This window comes from Micromonospora sp. NPDC049799 (genome assembly GCF_040656655.1).
In the GTDB taxonomy this organism is placed as follows: Bacteria; Actinomycetota; Actinomycetes; order Mycobacteriales; family Micromonosporaceae; genus Micromonospora.
Genome location: NZ_JBFAMU010000074.1, coordinates 1 through 16093 on the forward strand (window position 1 = coordinate 1; position 16093 = coordinate 16093).

The window sequence follows — 16093 nt, forward strand, 5'->3', positions numbered from 1 at the left end:
CCGCCGCCGCCCTCACCGCCGCCGGTGTCGACCCCGGCGCCCGCGGCGAGTCCCTCACCGTCGAGCAGTTCGCCGCCATCGCCGCGTCGGCTCCGGCCCCCGCACCCACCGCCGGTTAGGCTGGCGCCGTGCCCGCCGAGGAGGTGTACGAGTGACCGCGCAGCCGATCGAACCCGCCGACCGTCCGTGGGGGCCGGACCCGATTCGTCAGCGGCTGGCCAACTACACCATCGAGGACGTGTTGGCCCTACCCGACGACGCCCCCCGCGTCGAACTGCGTGACGGAGTCCTGGTCGTGGTCCCTTCCCACACCATCGGTCATCAGAACATCGGCAACCGGCTGTGGATGTGGCTGTTCCGGAACGCGCCCTTCGACTACGAGCCGGTCACCGCGGTCGGTGTGTCGCTCAGCCATCGCAACACCCTCGAGCCCGACGTGCTGCTGCTCAAGCGGCCGGTCGTCGCCGAGAACCACTACGTCGACGCGGAGCAGGTGGTGCTCGCCGTCGAGGTCGTCTCACCCGGCACCCGGCGCCGGGACCGGCTGGAGAAGCCCGCCGACTACGCCGACGCTGGGATCCCGCACTACTGGCGGATCGAGCAGAACCCCCTGCACGTGTACGCGTACGACCTGGTCGACGGCCGCTACGAGCTCGTCGCCGACTCCTCCGAGGAGCTGATCGTGGAGAAGCCGTTCGACATCCGGCTGCCGGTCCGGGACATCACTCCGTGACCGAGGCCTGGCGACCGGACGACGAGGACGACCAGCGGCCGCGTGGGGCCAGCGGGCCGGTGAAGGTCCGGGTGCCCGCCAAGGTCAACCTGCACCTCGGGGTGGGTCCGCTGCGCCGCGACGGGTATCACGAGCTGAACACCGTCTACCACGCGATCTCGATCCACGACGAGCTGACCGCGCGGCGCGGCGACACCCTCACCCTGACGATGGAGGGCGAGGGCACCGGCGAGCTGGCCCTGGACGAGTCCAATCTGGTGATCCGGGCCGCCCACGCCCTCGCCGGGTACGCGGGTGTCCTCCCGCACGCCCGCCTGCACCTGCGCAAGCAGATCCCGCTCGCCGGCGGGCTGGCCGGGGGCAGCGCCGACGCCGCCGCCGCTCTGGTCGCCTGCGACGCGCTGTGGGGCACCGGCCTGTCCCGGGACGAGCTGGCGGGCATCGCTGCCGACCTCGGCTCGGACGTGCCGTTCCTCATCCACGGCGGCACCGCCCTGGGCACCGGCCGGGGGGAGGCGGTCAGTCCGGTCCTGGCCCGGCCCACCTCCTGGCACTGGGTGGTCGCCATCGCCGACGGCGGGCTCTCCACCCCGGCGGCGTACGCGGAACTCGACCGGCTCCGCGAGACCGGCGCCGCCGGTGAGCCGCTGGGCAGCACCGACGCGCTCTTCGCCGCGTTGCGCCAGCGGGACCCCCGGGTGCTCGCCGCCACCCTCGGCAACGACCTCCAGGACGCGGCGCTCGCCATGCGCCCGTCCCTGGCGGCGACCCTCAAGGCGGGGGAGTCGGCCGGTGCCCTGGCCGGCCTCGTCTCCGGCTCGGGGCCCACCTGCGTCTTCCTCGTCGCGAACGAGGCCGACGCGGATCGGGTCGCCGCGGAACTGGACGCGGCCGGGGTGTGCCGGGAGGCCCGCGTCGCCCACGGCCCGGTAGCCGGCGCCCGCATCGTCTGACCCCCTCCACCCGCCCCGGGCCGTCGATCATGACGTTGTTGCCTGGCCCGTCGGCGTGTCGCCGCAGCAACTTCATGATCACCGAGGTCGTCGGTCGGCGTCCGCGCGGCGCGCGTACGCTGGAAGGCCAGGCGTCCCCAGGTGCCCGCCGGCACCGGGACGCCTTGATCATGGGAGGGGTGCAGTGGCCAACATCGTCAACCTGGACCGGGTGTCCAAGGGCTACGGCGCCGCCGGGCCGCTGCTCACCGACGTCTCGCTCGGGCTCGACGACGCCGACCGCATCGGCGTGGTCGGCCTCAACGGCGCCGGGAAGTCCACCCTGCTGCGGTTGCTGACCCGCAGCGAGGAGCCGGACGACGGTCGGGTCACCCACCGCCGTGACCTGCGCGTCGCCTGGTTGCCGCAGACCCTGCACCTGTCCCCGGACGCCACCGTCCGGGACGTGGTCCTCGGCACCGAGTGGCTCGCCGAGAGCATGGGCGCCGAGCACGAGTGGGCCGGCGACGCGGGGGTCCGCGCGATCCTCGACGGCCTCGGTATGCCCCACCTCGGCCTCGACCAGCCGATCGGCCCGATGTCCGGCGGCGAGCGCCGCCGGGTCGCCCTCGCCGCGCTGCTCGTCCGCGAGTCCGACCTGCTGATCCTCGACGAGCCCACCAACCACCTCGACGTCGGCGGTGTGGACTGGCTCGCGAAGCACCTCCTGTCACGCAAGGGCGCCCTTGTCGTGGTCACCCACGACCGGTGGTTCCTCGACGCGGTCTGCACCACCACCTGGGAGGTTGGCGACCAGGCCGTCCGGGCGTACGAGGGCGGCTTCGCGGCGTGGACCCTGGCGCGTGTCGAGCGGGAACGCGTCGCCGCGGCCACCGAGGCCCGCCGTCAGAACCTGCTCCGCAAGGAGATCGCCTGGCTGCGGCGCGGCCCGCCGGCCCGGACCTCCAAGCCGCGCTTCCGCATCGACGCCGCCAACGCCCTCATCGCCGACGTGCCGCCGCCGCGCGACACCATGTCGCTGCAACGGCTCGCCACCGCCCGGCTCGGCAAGCAGGTGTACGACCTGGAGCACGTCCGCCTGCACGCCGGCCCGAAGACCATCCTCGACGACACCACCTGGCAGGTCGGGCCGGGCGACCGGATCGCCATCCTCGGCGCCAACGGGGCCGGCAAGACCACCCTGCTGCGGATGCTCGCGGGTGTCACCCGCCCGGACGGCGGCCGGTTCGCCGTCGGCTCCACGGTCCGTCCCGCGTTCCTCTCCCAGGAGCTGGGCGAACTTCCCGGCCACCTGCGGGTCCTCGAAGCCGTCGAGGAGGTCGCCCGGCGGGTGCAGCTCGGCGACCGGGAGATCTCGGCCGCCCAGCTCGCCGAGGTCTTCGGCTTCGACGACCGGCGGCTCTGGACCCCGGTCAGCGACCTGTCCGGCGGTGAGCGGCGACGGCTCCAGATGCTCCGGCTGCTCGCCACCGAGCCGAACGTGCTCCTCTTCGACGAGCCGACCAACGACCTGGACACCGACACCCTCGCCTCGCTGGAGGACCTGCTCGACTCGTGGCCCGGCACGATCATCGTGGCCAGCCACGACCGCTACCTGATCGAGCGGGTCACCGAGTCGGTGTTCGGGATGTTCGGCGACGGCCGGCTGGTGCACCTGCCCGGCGGCGTCGACGAGTACCTGGCCCGCGCCGCCGGCCGGCCCGGCCCGGCAGCCACCACGGTGGCTCCGGCCGGGACGGCGGACGCGCCGGCCGCCACCGGCATGTCCGCCGCCGAGGCCCGCCAGGCCCGCAAGGAGCTGACCAGGCTGGAACGGCAGATCGGAAAGCTGGAGCAGAAGGAGACCGCGCTGCTGGACCAGCTGGCCGCGAACGCCACCGACTACGCGAAGGTGGCCGACCTCGACGCGCAGCTCAAGGAGGTACGCGCCGAGCGGGAACGCACCGAGGAGACCTGGCTGGCGCTCGCCGACGAGATTCCGCCGGTCTGATCCGGCGGTGGCGCCGGGCCGGGGGCCCGTGTGCGGCGTCACACCTCGACATGCGGGACAATCGTGCCCGACCCCTCAACCGAACGGCGTTGGAGACTCAGACATGGCCCACACCCCCGTGAACCACCCCGCGCGGCCGATCTACCGGGCGATCGGCGGGCTGACCGGTCTGTACCTGGTGGCCTTCGGCGGGCTCGGCGTCATCGCGAGCGCCGGGAACGACCTCCTCGCCCAGGACGACACCCAGGTCCTCGGTCAGGGGACGAACCTCGGCTTCTCGCTGCTCAGCATCCTGCTCGGCGGCGTGGTCCTCGCCGGCACCGCGATCGGTCGCAACCTCGACGTGCTGATCAACCAGTGGCTGGCGTACGCCATCATGGCGGTCAGCCTGGCCGGCCTGGCCTTCATCCGCACCGAGGCGAACATCTTCAACTTCAGCGTCGTCACCGTGATCGTGCTGATGGTGATCGGCCTGGTCCTGCTGATGGTCGGCATGTACGGCAAGGTCGGCACGGAGGACGAGAAGGAGGCCTGGCAGAAGGCCCGCCTCGTGCTCTGAGCCTTCCCGGTCCCCGTTCCTTCGCCGAGCCCGACCCGCGCGCCGGGTGGTCCGCTGACCACCGCGCGGGTCGGGCTCCGGCGATTCGGCCGACACCGGCACCGCTTCCGAGGGACAATCCTCTCAATTGTCATCACTGGGGCGGAGGCGTCATGGCGCACTTTCCGGTCAACCACCCGGCGCGGCCGATCTACCGGGTCCTCGCCGGACTCATCGGCCTCTACATCCTGGTCTTCGGCGTGTGGGGCGTCGCTCTGACGGTCGGCGACCCGCTCTTCGACCGGGGCGACAACTGGGCGCTCGGACTCCGCACCAACCTCGCGTTCTCGCTGGCCTCCGTGGCCTTCGGGATCGTCCTCATGATCGGGGCGTCCCGCCGGGGCAACCTCGGCCACTACATGAACCTGACCGCCGGCATCGTCTTCCTGGCCACCAGCATCCTGATGATGTCCGTGCTCCAGACGTCGGCCAACTTCCTCAACTTCTCGATGTCGACCGTCATCGTGTCGATGATCTTCGGGCTGGTCCTGCTCGGCACCGGCCTGTACGACAAGGTCGGGCCCGAGGAACACGCCGAGGCCGAACGGCGCAACCGCAACCACCCGGTCAGGGAGGCCCAGGCCCGCTGAGGGGCACCGCCCGGCGCGTCAGCGCCCCCGCACCGTGATCAGGCCCGGCTTCGCCTCCAGGTGCGACAGCCCGTTCCACGCCAGGTTGACCAGGTGCGCGGCGACGGTCTCCTTGCGCGGCTTGCGGACCTCCAGCCACCACCGGCCGGTCAACGCCACCATCCCCACCAGCGCCTGCGAGTACAACTCCGCCAGCTTCGGGTCGTACCCCCGGCTGGAGAACTCGGCACCCAGGATGTGCTCGACCTGGTGCGCCACGTCGTTCATCACACTGCTGAAGTTGCCCGTCGCCGACAGCAGCGGCGACTCCCGCACCAGCACCCGGAAACCGCTGGTCTCCTCCTCAATGTACGTCAGGAGGGTCAGCGCGGCCTGCTCCAGCAGCTCACGGGGATGCCCGGCGGTCAGCGCGGTGCTGATCCGGTCCAGCAGGCTGCGCACCTCCCGGTCCACCACCACCGCGTACAGGCCCTCCTTGCCGCCGAAGTGCTCGTACACCACCGGCTTGGACACCTTCGCGCGTGCCGCCACCTCCTCGATCGACGTGGCGTCGAAGCCGCGTTCGGCGAAGATCTGCCGGGCGATCGAGATCAACTGCTCGCGGCGCTGCGTCGCGGACATGCGTACGCGGGGCGGTGTCTTGGCCGGTGGCGGGCCGGCACGGCGCCGGCGCGGGGTGCTCTCGTCGCCGGAACCATCCGCCATGTCGTCACCTCGTGGGCGCTCGACGACGCCCGGTCGTGGGATCTTGCCGGTCACCCGGCCATACTGCCAGGTAACCTCGCCGACAAGCGTTCGCTTTACCGCGCGGCGTCCGTTTCGACAGGCGGCGTGGAAACGAACTTCGTCTCCTCTCGGGGTAGGCGCTAAGCTGTTGACGATCCTTCGGCCGTGGTGTAATTGGCAACACCCGGGTCTTTGGTACCCGTATTTCAGGTTCGAACCCTGGCGGCCGAGCTGTCCCCAGAAGTCCGATTCGTTCCCTGGGGTAATGGGCAGGGTTGCCCAGTGGCGTGGTTAGCATGACGGCGAGACTGTCGCCGTCCCGACTGGAGCCACGTCGTGTCCCAGCCCCACCTCCGCACCGTTGTCGTGCTCGCCGCCGGTGAGGGCAAGCGCATGAAGTCGGCCCTGCCCAAGGTGCTGCACCCGCTGCTCGGTCGTACGCTCGTCGGTCACGTGCTGACCGCCGCCGCGCCGCTGGCCGCGGACCGCACCGTGGTCGTGGTCGGCCACGGCGCCGACCAGGTGCGGGGCCACCTGGCCGAGATCGCGCCCGCCGCCACGCCCGTGCTCCAGGCCGAGCAGCTCGGCACCGGTCACGCGGTCCGCATCGCGCTGGACGCCGTGCCGGACGTGACCGGCACCGTCGTGGTGCTCAACGGCGACGTGCCGCTGCTCCGCCCGGAGACGGTGACCGCGCTGGTGGAGGCGCACGAGGGTGCCGGCTCGGCGGCGACCGTGCTGGCGGCCGAGGTGCCCGACCCGGCCGGTCTGGGCCGGATCGTGCGCGACGCCGACGGTCGGCTGGAGCAGATCGTCGAGCAGCGCGACGCCACCGAGGCGCAGCGGGCGATCCGGGAGATCAACGCCGGGATCTACGCCTTCGACGCGATCCGGCTGCGGGACGCGCTGGGCAAGCTCTCCACCGACAACGACCAGGGCGAGGAGTACCTGACCGACGTGTTCGGCCTGCTCGTCTCGGCCGGTGAGCCGGTGGGCGTGCACGTGGCGGCCGACCACTCCGAGACGCTGGGCTGCAACGACCGGGTGGAGCTGGCCGCGCTGCGCCGGCTGATGCGCGACCGGGTCAACGAGGCGTGGATGCGCACCGGGGTGAGCCTGCTCGACCCGGAGACGACCTGGATCGACGTGACCGTGGCACTGGACCGGGACGCGGTGGTCGACCAGAACACCCAGCTGCGGGGCGGCACGGTCATCGGCACCGGCGCGCTGGTCGGGCCGGACGTGACGCTCGTCGACACGGTGGTCGGCGCGGGCGCGACCGTGATCCGTAGCCACGCGGTCGGCGCCGAGGTGGGCCCGAACGCCAGCGTGGGCCCCTACGCGTACCTGCGGCCGGCGGCCCGGCTGGCCGAGAAGGCCAAGGTCGGCACGTTCGTCGAGGTGAAGAACTCGGAGATCGGCGCCGGCTCGAAGGTGCCGCACCTGACGTACGTCGGTGACGCGACGATCGGCGAGCAGAGCAACATCGGCGCGGCGTCGGTGTTCGTGAACTACGACGGCGTCAACAAGCACCGCACGGTGATCGGCAGCCACGCCCGTACCGGGGCGGACAACATGTTCGTCGCCCCGGTGGAGGTGGGTGACGGAGCGTACACGGCGGCCGGTTCGGTGATCATCGAGAACGTGCCGCCGGGCGCGATGGGCGTGGCCCGGGCCCGGCAGCGCAACATCGAGGGCTGGGTGGTCAAGCGGCGGGCCGGCACCGCCGCCGCCGAGGCCGCCGAGCGGGCCCGGCGGGGCGGCGAGGGTGCGTCGAACCCGGGGTTGACGGCAAGTGAAGGTGAGGCAATCCACGGGGACACGGAGGCGGTGGGCCCGGCGTCCGGCGCGGGAGATACTGCAACCGACTAGTCCCCGGCCCGCCACCACCAAGCCGGGTACCACCGACCAACGGGAGCAGACGGGCCCATGGGCAGCATCGTCGCCGAAAACCGCAAGAGCCTGATGCTCTTCTCCGGACGTGGTTTTCCGGACCTGGCCAAGGAGATCGGCGAGGTGCTCGGCGTAGCGCCGACGCCGGCCGACGCGTACGAGTTCGCCAACGGCGAGATCTTCGTACGGTTCAAGGACTCGGTCCGTGGTTCGGACGCGTTCGTGGTGCAGTCGGTCACGCACGGCGTCAACACGTGGGTCATGGAGACCCTGATCATGATCGACGCGCTGAAGCGGGGTTCGGCGAAGCGGATCACGGTCGTCCTGCCGTTCTACCCGTACGCCCGGCAGGACAAGAAGCACCGCGGCCGGGAGCCGATCTCGGCGCGGCTGATCGCGGACCTGTTGAAGACGGCCGGTGCGAACCGGATCCTCACCGTGGACCTGCACACCGCGCAGATCCAGGGTTTCTTCGACGGGCCGGTGGACCACCTGTTCGCGATGGACATCCTGGCCGAGTACGTGGAGCACAAGTTCGCCGGCCGGCCGATGACCGTGGTCGCGCCGGACTCCGGCCGGGTGCGGGTGGCCGAGCGGTGGACGGACCGCCTGGGCGGCTGCCCGCTGGCGTTCATCCACAAGACCCGCGACCCGCTCAAGCCGAACCAGGTGGTGGCGAACCGCGTGGTCGGTGAGGTGGAGGGCCGGATCTGCCTGATCGTCGACGACATGATCGACACCGGTGGCACGATCACGAAGGCCGCCGACATCCTGAAGGAGTCCGGCGCGGCGGAGATCATCGTGGCCTCCACCCACGCGCTGCTCTCCGACCCGGCGACCGAGCGGCTGAAGAACAGCCCGATCAGCGAGGTCGTGGTGACCAACACGCTCCCGCTGCCGCCGGAGAAGCAGTTGGACAAGCTGACCGTGCTGTCGATCGCGCCGCTGCTGGCCCGGGCCATCCGCGAGGTCTTCGACGACGGTTCGGTGACGACCCTGTTCGGCGGTCTGAGCTGACGAGGTGACGGCTGCGGCCGGGGCGCGCGGGGCGCTCCGGCCGTACCGATCCCGGTGATCCGGGGATCGCCGTTTTCGCCCTGCGTGCGAGGCCGGGCGGTGATAGTGGGGACTGCCGGAGACCCGGGAATCGGCTCGGGTAGACTGGTGCGGTTGCCACGGCGAGGGTGCCCGGCGGGCCGCTGAAAAGCACCGCACGGAGGCGCCGTCATCGACGCGGTGCTCCGGGCAGTCGTTCATGACGCATGAGCCCCTGCGAGCCCCTCGCCCAGCACCGCAAGACGACAAGCCGCCGCAGCGAAGCATCAGGAGTTTCCCCGTGTCCGAGGTAAAGATCAGCGCCGAGCCCCGTACCGAGTTCGGCAAGGGTGGTGCCCGTCGTACCCGCCGGGCCGGCAAGGTGCCCGCCGTGCTGTACGGCCACGGCGAGAAGCCCAAGCACATCGCGCTCCCGGCCCGTGAGTTCGCGGCCGCGATCCGTAAGGGCGGCGCGAACCAGCTCTTCGCGATCGAGGTCAGCGACGGCACCCAGGTGCTGGCGCTGCCGAAGGCGATCCAGCGTGACCCGATCAAGGACACCTTCGAGCACGTGGACCTGCTGCTGGTCCGCCGGGGCGAGAAGGTCACCGTCGAGGTCCCGGTCCAGCTGACCGGTGAGGCCGCGCGGGACACCCTGATCGTGCACGACCACGACACCCTGTCGGTGACCGCCGACGCCACCAAGGTTCCGGACCACCTGGAGGCCTCGATCGAGGGCCTGGAGGCCGGCACCCAGGTCACCGCCGGCGACGTGGAGCTGCCGGCCGGTGTGGAGCTGGCCGCCGACGCGAGCCAGACGGTCGCCTCGGTGACCGCCGCGCCGACCGCCGAGCAGCTCGAGGCCACCCTCCCCGAGGTCGAGGAGGCCGCCGAGGAGGCCGAGGCCGGCGTCGGCGAGGAGACCGAGTCGTCCGAGGGCGCCGAGGCTCCGGCCGCCGAGGGCGAGGAGACCACCGAGGCGAAGACCGAGGCCTGATCGGTCCCGCTGCGTTGTCGACAGGCGTCCCCGGCTTCCGGGGGCGCCTGTCGGCGTATCGGAGCGGGGGCCGGGCCGGTGGTGCCGGCCCCGGCGCGCGTGCGGTGGCGACCAGGGAGGGCGGCGGGGTCCGCCGGGCGAGAGCGGGAAGGGACGGGCGGTGACGGACGAGACGGGGCCGTGGCTGGTGGTCGGCCTGGGCAACCCGGGCCGGGAGTACGCCGGCAACCGGCACAACGTCGGTTTCATGGTGGCGGAGCTGCTGGCCGGTCGGGTCGGTGCGAAGTTCGGCCGGCACAGGCGTGCGGTGGCGGAGGTGGCCGAGGGCCGGCTCGGCTTCGGCGGCCCGAGGCTGGTGCTGGCGAAGCCGTTGACCTACATGAACCTCTCGGGCGGGCCGGTGGCCAGCCTGGCGCAGTTCTACAAGGTGGAGCCGGGCCGGGTGATCGCCGTGCACGACGAGCTGGACATCGCGTACGGGCAGGTTCGGGTGAAGTGCGGCGGCGGCGAGGGCGGCCACAACGGCCTGCGGTCGATGACGAAGTCGCTGGGCACCAAGGAGTACGTCCGGGTCCGGTTCGGGATCGGTCGGCCGCCCGGCCGGCAGGATCCGGCGGACTACGTACTGTCGGATTTCGGCGCGGCGGAACGCAAGGAGCTCGACTTCCTGGTGGACCGGGCCGCCGATGTGGTGGAGTCGGTGGTCGTCAAGGGCGTGGAGCCGACGCAGAACCTGTACCACGGCGCCTGAGCGGGGCGGGGCGTGTCCGCCGTGGATCCGCCAGCCGGTAGTCTGCGCCCTTCGGGGCGCGTGGCGCGGCCGGCGGCATCGGGCTGCCGGTGCGGGCCCGACGAGGTGGACCGTGGTGCGGCGACGGGAGCAGGGGCATGGGCAGTCCTCCGATGATCGACGGTGCGTTCGCCCGCTGGCTGGCGGCCCGCGCCGGTCAGGCGCTGCTCGGACTGCGGGCCGAGCTGGGTTTCGCCGACGCGGCGGCGCTGAAGTCGGCGGGTGACAAGGTCTCGCACGACCTGATCCGTACCGAGCTGGCGAACTGGCGCCCGGGCGACGCGGTCCTCTCCGAGGAGGACGAGGGCGCGCGGTCGGCGGGGTCGGTGTCCCGGCTGGGTGCCGACCGGGTGTGGATCGTCGACCCGCTGGACGGCACGCGGGAGTTCTCGGAGGAGGGCCGCTCGGACTGGGCGGTGCACGTGGCGCTGTGGGCGCGGAACTCGCCCACCCCGCATGGGCTGGTCGCGGGCGCGGTGGGCCTGCCGGCGCAGCACCGGGTGCTGGGGACGGACTACCCGCCCGCGTACCCTCCGATGACGCTGGAGGCGGCGACCGCGGGCGGTGGGCGGACCATCCGCCTGGCGGCGAGCCGGAGCCGGCCGCCGGTGTTCCTGACCGACCTGGCGGAGGACGTCGGGGCGCACCTGGTGCCGATGGGGTCGGCCGGCGCGAAGATCGCGGCGGTGATCACCGGTGAGGTGGACGCCTACATCCACGCCGGCGGCCAGTACGAGTGGGACTCGGCGGCTCCGGTCGCTGTGGCGACGGCCACCGGACTGCACGCTTCCCGGATCGACGGTTCTGCGCTGAGATACAACGAGGCGGATCCGCGCCTGCCGGACCTCCTGGTCTGCCGGAAGGATCTCGCCAGTCGGTTGCTTGCGGCGCTGCACGAGCATTCCCAGTAGTCTGACCGCTGTTTCTTCACATGCCCGACCGGAAAGGTCTGGAAATGAGCCTGCGAATCGAGCCGGTGTCATGACCTCGCCCGCCGCCTACCAGGTGTCGCATCTCGACGCGTTGGAGGCCGAGAGCGTCTTCGTGATGCGCGAGGTTGTCGCCGAGATGGAGCGGCCGGTGCTGCTCTTCTCCGGCGGCAAGGACTCGATTGTCATGCTGCGGCTGGCGCAGAAGGCGTTCGCCCCCGCGAACATCCCCTTCCCGGTCATGCACGTGGACACCGGCCACAACTTCCCGGAGGTCCTGGAGTACCGGGACCAGCGGGTCGCCGAGCTGGGCCTGCAGCTGGTCGTGGCGAGCGTGCCGGAGGCGCTGTCCCGCGGGCTGGTCCGGGAGTCGGCCGACGGGATGCGCAACCGGATCCAGACGCCGGTGCTGCTCGACGCGGTGGAGAAGCACCGCTTCGACGCGCTCTTCGGCGGCGCCCGGCGCGACGAGGAGAAGGCCCGCGCCAAGGAGCGGGTGTTCAGCTTCCGCGACGAGTTCGGCCAGTGGGACCCGAAGAACCAGCGGCCGGAGCTGTGGTCGCTCTACAACGGGCGGCACCACCCGGGCGAGTCGATCCGCGTGTTCCCGCTGTCCAACTGGACCGAGCTGGACATCTGGCACTACATCGCCCGGGAGCGGATCCCGCTGCCGTCGATCTACTACGCGCACCAGCGCGAGGTGGTCGAGCGCGACGGGATGCTGTACGCGGTCAACGAGTTCTTCCACCCCCGGGCGGGGGAGGAGCGGTTCAAGGCGCAGGTGCGCTACCGGACGGTGGGCGACGCGTCCTGCACGGCGGCCGTCCGCTCCGACGCCGACACGGTCGAGAAGGTCATCGAGGAGGTCGCCGCCACCCGGATCACCGAGCGGGGCGCGACCCGTGGTGACGACCGGGTCAGCGAGGCCGCCATGGAGGACCGCAAGCGGGAGGGCTACTTCTGATGAGCACCGAGACCGTGGCCCCGGCCGGCGTCGGGCCGGAGGCCCGACCGATGGACCTGCTGCGCTTCGCCACCGCCGGCAGCGTCGACGACGGCAAGTCGACCCTGATCGGCCGGCTGCTGTACGACACGAAGTCGCTCTTCACCGACCAGCTCGCCGCCGTGGAGGCGGTCAGCGCGGCCCGGGGTGACGAGTACACGAACCTGGCGCTGCTGACCGACGGCCTGCGGGCCGAGCGGGAGCAGGGCATCACGATCGACGTGGCGTACCGCTACTTCGCCACGCCGAGGCGGAAGTTCATCATCGCCGACACGCCGGGGCACACCCAGTACACGCGGAACATGGTCACCGGGGCTTCCACGGCTGACCTGGCGCTGATCCTGGTCGACGCCCGCAAGGGCCTGGTCGAGCAGTCCCGCCGGCACGCGTTCCTCTGCTCGCTGCTGCGGGTGCCGCACCTGGTCCTCTGCGTCAACAAGATGGACCTGGTGGACTGGTCGCAGGAGGTGTTCGAGCAGATCGCGGACGAGTTCACCGCGTTCGCCGCGAAGCTCGACGCGCCGGACCTGACGGTGGTGCCGATCTCCGCGCTGCGCGGGGACAACATCGTCTCCCGGTCGGAGAACATGCCCTGGTACGACGGTCCGTCGCTGCTGCACCACCTGGAGCGGGTGCACATCGCCAGCGACCGGAACCTGGTCGACGTGCGGTTCCCGGTGCAGTACGTGATCCGGCCGCAGTCGACGACCGTCACCGACTACCGGGGCTACGCCGGTCAGGTCGCCTCCGGCGTGCTGAAGCCGGGCGACGAGGTGATGGTGCTGCCGTCCGGCTTCACCAGCCGGATCGCCGCGGTGGAGACCGCCGACGGTCCGGTCCCGGAGGCGTTCCCGCCGATGTCGGTGACCGTACGCCTGGAAGACGAGATCGACATCTCGCGGGGCGACCTGATCTGCCGGCCGAACAACGCGCCCACCGTCGCGCAGGACATCGAGGCGATGGTCTGCTGGATGGACGAGACGCGACCGTTGCAGGTCGGCGGCCGGTACGCCATCAAGCACACCACCCGGTCGGCGCGGGCGATCGTGCGCGGGCTGCACTACCGGCTGGACGTCAACTCGCTGCACCGCGACGAGGCGGCCGCCGAGCTGCGGCTCAACGAGATCGGCCGGGTGCGGCTGCGGACGACCGTGCCGCTGCTCGCCGACGAGTACCGGCGCAACCGTACGACGGGCGGCTTCGTCATCATCGACGAGGCCACCAACCGCACGGTCGGCGCGGGCATGATCGTCGAGGCCGGCTGACCGGCGGTCGCTCGACCCCGTCACACCGAAGGAGTGGCTGTCCGCGTCCGGACAGCCACTCCTTCCGTGTGAGCGTCGACGACTCCCGTCGGGCGTGCCGGTCCGTTAAGAAGGGGCCCTTCCGCTACCGCAGGCGTTGAGCGGCGGCCCTTCCTTTCACGGTAGGCGGGTGGCGCCGGGGGACGGGAGGACCGTGACGTGGCCGGGGGTGGCGAAGCCGCGCTCGGCGTACGCGGCGGTGACCGCGTCGGCGACGGCGCCCGCGCGGTCGGCGTCGACCAGGGCGAGCACGCAGCCGCCGAAGCCGCCCCCGGTCATCCGGGCGCCGAGCGCGCCGGCCGCGAGCGCCGCGTCGACCGCGGTGTCGATCTCCGGGACGGTGATCTCGAAGTCGTCCCGCATGGAGGCGTGCGAGGCGGTCAGCAGGGGGCCGATCTCGCGGACCCGGCCGGCGCGCAGCAGCGCCACGGTGTCGAGCACCCGCTGGTCCTCGGTGACCACGTGCCGGACCCGACGGCGGGTCTCCGGGTCGTCGAGCCGAGCCAGGGCGTCGTCGAGGTCCGCCACCTGCACGTCCCGCAGGGCCGACACCCCGAGCTGTGCGGCGGCCCGCTCGCAGGAGCGGCGGCGGGCCGCGTACTCGCCGTCGGCGTGCCGGTGCGGTGCCCGGCTGTCCACGACCAGCACGGCCAGGCCGGCGGCGGCGAGATCGAAGGGGATCTGCTCGACCGACTCGTCCCGGCAGTCGAGGAAGAGGGCGTGCCCCTCCCGGCACCGGATCACCGCCGACTGGTCCATGATCCCGGTCGGCGCGCCCACGTAGACGTTCTCGGCGCGCTGGGCGAGCCGGGGCTGTCGGTCGGTGGGCAGGTCGAGCCCGCCGAGGTCGACCAGGGCGGCCAGCACGGCGGCCTCCAGCGCGGCCGAGGAGGAGAGCCCGGAGCCGAGCGGCACGTCGGAGGCGATCGCCAGCCGGGCACCTCCGACGGTGTGGCCGGCGTCGCGCAGCGCCCACACCACACCGGCCACGTACGCGGCCCAGCCCTTCACCCGGCCGGGCGCGGCGACCTCGTCGGCACCGAAGGTGACGGTCTCGCCGGACAGCTCCGACCAGACCGTCCACGTCTGCCCGGGCTGCGGCGCGGCGGCGGCCACGGTCCGCAGGGACAGCGCGAAGGGCAGCACGAAGCCGTCGTTGTAGTCGGTGTGCTCGCCGATCAGGTTGGCCCGCCCGGGAGCCGCCCAGCGGCCGGCGGGCTCCCCGGCGTACTCCCGGCGGAAGCCGGCGGCGGCGCGGTCCGCGACGTCGGTCGGCGCCGGACCGGCGGGGTGGTCGGTCACCGGCCCTCCAGCACGTACCTGCGGTAGAAGGACCAGGCGTCGCCGACCATGTCGTGCAGGGTCGGCTTCTGCGGCACCCAGCCCAGCTCCTCGCGGGCCAGCCGGGACGAGGCGACCAGCTCGGCCGGGTCGCCCTCGCGGCGGGGTGCGACCTCCACCGGGAGCGGGTGGCCGGTGACCTCGCGGACCACGTCGGCGACCTGGCGGTTGGTGAAGCCGTTGCCGTTGCCCAGGTTGTAGATGCGGTGCTGCCCGGGTGTGGCCGCGTCCAGGGCGAGCAGGTGGGCGCGGGCCAGGTCGGCGACGTGGATGTAGTCGCGGACGCAGGTGCCGTCGACGGTGGGGTAGTCGTCGCCGAAGAGCTGGAGCTTCTCCCGCCGGCCGGCGGCGACCTCCAGCGCGATGGGGATGAGGTGGGTCTCCGGGTCGTGCCGCTCGCCGAGCGCCACGTCGCCGTCGAGGTGCGCGCCGGCCACGTTGAAGTAGCGGAGCGACACGGCGGCGAGGCCGTGCCCGATCGCCTCGGAGGTGAGCGCCATGTCGACGGCGAGCTTGGTTGCCCCGTAGGTGTTGGTGGGGGCCTTGACGGCGGTCTCCGGGATGGGCAGCTCGGTCGGGTTGCCGTAGACGGCGGCGGTGGAGGAGAAGACCAGCTTCGGCACCCCGGCGGCGCGGACCGCGTCGATCAGCGCGAGGGAGCCGATGGTGTTGGTCCGCCAGTACAGCTCTGGCTTGACCATCGACTCGCCGGCGGCGATCAGGGCGGCGAAGTGCAGGACACCGTCGAAGCCGGCGTCCGGGGTGAGCACCCGGGCGGCGTCGTGGATGGAGGCCTCGACGTGGGTCGCCTCTCCGGCGAGCGCCTCCCGGTGCCCGGTGCACAGGTCGTCCAGGACGACGACCTGGTGGCCGGCGTCGAGCAGCATCCGGGTCACCACGCTGCCGATGAAGCCGGCGCCGCCGGTGACGAGCAGTTTCACGTCGGTCTCCTCCTGCCTGGTCGCCTCGGTCGCGACCGTGTGGTGATCACCCTACGGCCGCCCGCTGTGCCGGCGCTCTGCGTCACCCCGTCGCCATTCCATCACAAACTCTCACGATTAAACAGACCCGAACATGGCCCGCCGGGAACGGGGCGCGGTGTCTACCATCCTTTCCATGCGGGAAGCGGGTGGTCCCGGGCTCCGGCGGCGGTCGCGGGGGCGGCCGCGCCCTGCGCCGGGTCCGCTGGCCCGGGGCGTCGCCCGGATCGT

At 72.1% G+C, this 16093-nt stretch carries 15 protein-coding genes, 1 tRNA gene and 1 pseudogene; 14 read left to right on the forward strand and 3 right to left on the reverse strand.

What is annotated here, in order from left to right; genetic code table 11:
• The 6 genes and pseudogenes from AB0I76_RS09090 to AB0I76_RS09115 all read left to right on the forward strand — a co-directional run.
• Positions 1-119, forward strand: a pseudogene (locus AB0I76_RS09090) (16S rRNA (adenine(1518)-N(6)/adenine(1519)-N(6))-dimethyltransferase); the annotation flags it as partial.
• Between the two features lie 32 nt (positions 120-151).
• Positions 152-733 carry a Uma2 family endonuclease gene (locus AB0I76_RS09095; RefSeq protein WP_357032098.1) on the forward strand — a complete coding sequence of 194 codons (582 nt, stop codon included), beginning with the start codon at positions 152-154 and terminating at the stop codon, positions 731-733.
• Positions 730-1686, forward strand: a complete 957-nt coding sequence (locus AB0I76_RS09100; protein WP_357032101.1) for a 4-(cytidine 5'-diphospho)-2-C-methyl-D-erythritol kinase — start codon at positions 730-732, stop codon at positions 1684-1686. The genes AB0I76_RS09095 and AB0I76_RS09100 overlap by 4 nt, the downstream gene beginning before the upstream one ends.
• 184 nt (positions 1687-1870) lie before the next feature.
• Positions 1871-3676, forward strand: coding sequence for an ABC-F family ATP-binding cassette domain-containing protein (locus AB0I76_RS09105; protein ID WP_357032105.1), 1806 nt, complete (start codon positions 1871-1873; stop codon positions 3674-3676).
• Positions 3677-3779: 103 nt separating this feature from the next.
• Positions 3780-4235, forward strand: coding sequence for a DUF4383 domain-containing protein (locus AB0I76_RS09110; RefSeq protein ID WP_357032108.1), 456 nt, complete (start codon positions 3780-3782; stop codon positions 4233-4235).
• A gap of 152 nt (positions 4236-4387) precedes the next feature.
• The gene (locus AB0I76_RS09115; protein WP_357032111.1) at positions 4388-4864 is read left to right on the forward strand and encodes a DUF4383 domain-containing protein; all 477 of its coding nucleotides are present in this window, start codon (positions 4388-4390) and stop codon (positions 4862-4864) included.
• 18 nt (positions 4865-4882) lie between these two features.
• Here AB0I76_RS09115 and AB0I76_RS09120 read toward each other — a convergent pair whose 3' ends face one another.
• A complete protein-coding gene (locus AB0I76_RS09120; RefSeq protein ID WP_357032114.1) occupies positions 4883-5569 on the reverse strand; it encodes a TetR/AcrR family transcriptional regulator in 687 nt (228 codons plus the stop codon).
• A gap of 180 nt (positions 5570-5749) precedes the next feature.
• On the opposite strand from AB0I76_RS09120, the gene AB0I76_RS09125 reads away from it, so the two are divergent.
• From AB0I76_RS09125 to cysN, 8 genes are all read left to right on the forward strand, one after another.
• A tRNA-Gln gene (locus AB0I76_RS09125) sits at positions 5750-5821 on the forward strand.
• A 105-nt stretch (positions 5822-5926) separates the two neighbouring features.
• Positions 5927-7462, forward strand: a complete 1536-nt coding sequence (glmU, locus tag AB0I76_RS09130; protein WP_357032117.1) for a bifunctional UDP-N-acetylglucosamine diphosphorylase/glucosamine-1-phosphate N-acetyltransferase GlmU — start codon at positions 5927-5929, stop codon at positions 7460-7462.
• 57 nt (positions 7463-7519) lie between these two features.
• Positions 7520-8500 (forward strand): ribose-phosphate diphosphokinase, encoded by a 981-nt coding sequence (locus AB0I76_RS09135; RefSeq protein ID WP_357032121.1) that lies wholly within the window; start codon positions 7520-7522, stop codon positions 8498-8500.
• 319 nt (positions 8501-8819) lie between these two features.
• Positions 8820-9515, forward strand: coding sequence for a 50S ribosomal protein L25/general stress protein Ctc (locus AB0I76_RS09140; RefSeq protein WP_357032124.1), 696 nt, complete (start codon positions 8820-8822; stop codon positions 9513-9515).
• Between the two features lie 160 nt (positions 9516-9675).
• Entirely contained in the window at positions 9676-10266 is a 591-nt protein-coding gene (pth, locus tag AB0I76_RS09145; protein ID WP_357032127.1) for an aminoacyl-tRNA hydrolase, read from the forward strand.
• Positions 10267-10403: 137 nt separating this feature from the next.
• Positions 10404-11216: a 3'(2'),5'-bisphosphate nucleotidase CysQ gene (locus AB0I76_RS09150; protein WP_357032131.1), complete on the forward strand. Its 813-nt coding sequence runs from the start codon at positions 10404-10406 to the stop codon at positions 11214-11216.
• Between the two features lie 70 nt (positions 11217-11286).
• Positions 11287-12198 (forward strand): sulfate adenylyltransferase subunit CysD, encoded by a 912-nt coding sequence (gene cysD / locus AB0I76_RS09155; RefSeq protein WP_357032134.1) that lies wholly within the window; start codon positions 11287-11289, stop codon positions 12196-12198.
• Complete coding sequence (gene cysN / locus AB0I76_RS09160) at positions 12198-13502, forward strand: sulfate adenylyltransferase subunit CysN (RefSeq protein ID WP_357032137.1); 1305 nt, start codon at positions 12198-12200, stop codon at positions 13500-13502. Before cysD ends, cysN begins: the two co-directional genes overlap by 1 nt.
• A 156-nt stretch (positions 13503-13658) precedes the next feature.
• Here cysN and galK read toward each other — a convergent pair whose 3' ends face one another.
• Both galK and galE read right to left on the reverse strand, forming a co-directional pair.
• Positions 13659-14843 (reverse strand): galactokinase, encoded by a 1185-nt coding sequence (galK, locus tag AB0I76_RS09165; RefSeq protein WP_357032140.1) that lies wholly within the window; start codon positions 14841-14843, stop codon positions 13659-13661.
• Entirely contained in the window at positions 14840-15823 is a 984-nt protein-coding gene (galE, locus tag AB0I76_RS09170; RefSeq protein ID WP_357032143.1) for a UDP-glucose 4-epimerase GalE, read from the reverse strand. The genes galK and galE overlap by 4 nt, the downstream gene beginning before the upstream one ends.
• Between the last annotated feature and the right edge of the window lie 270 nt (positions 15824-16093).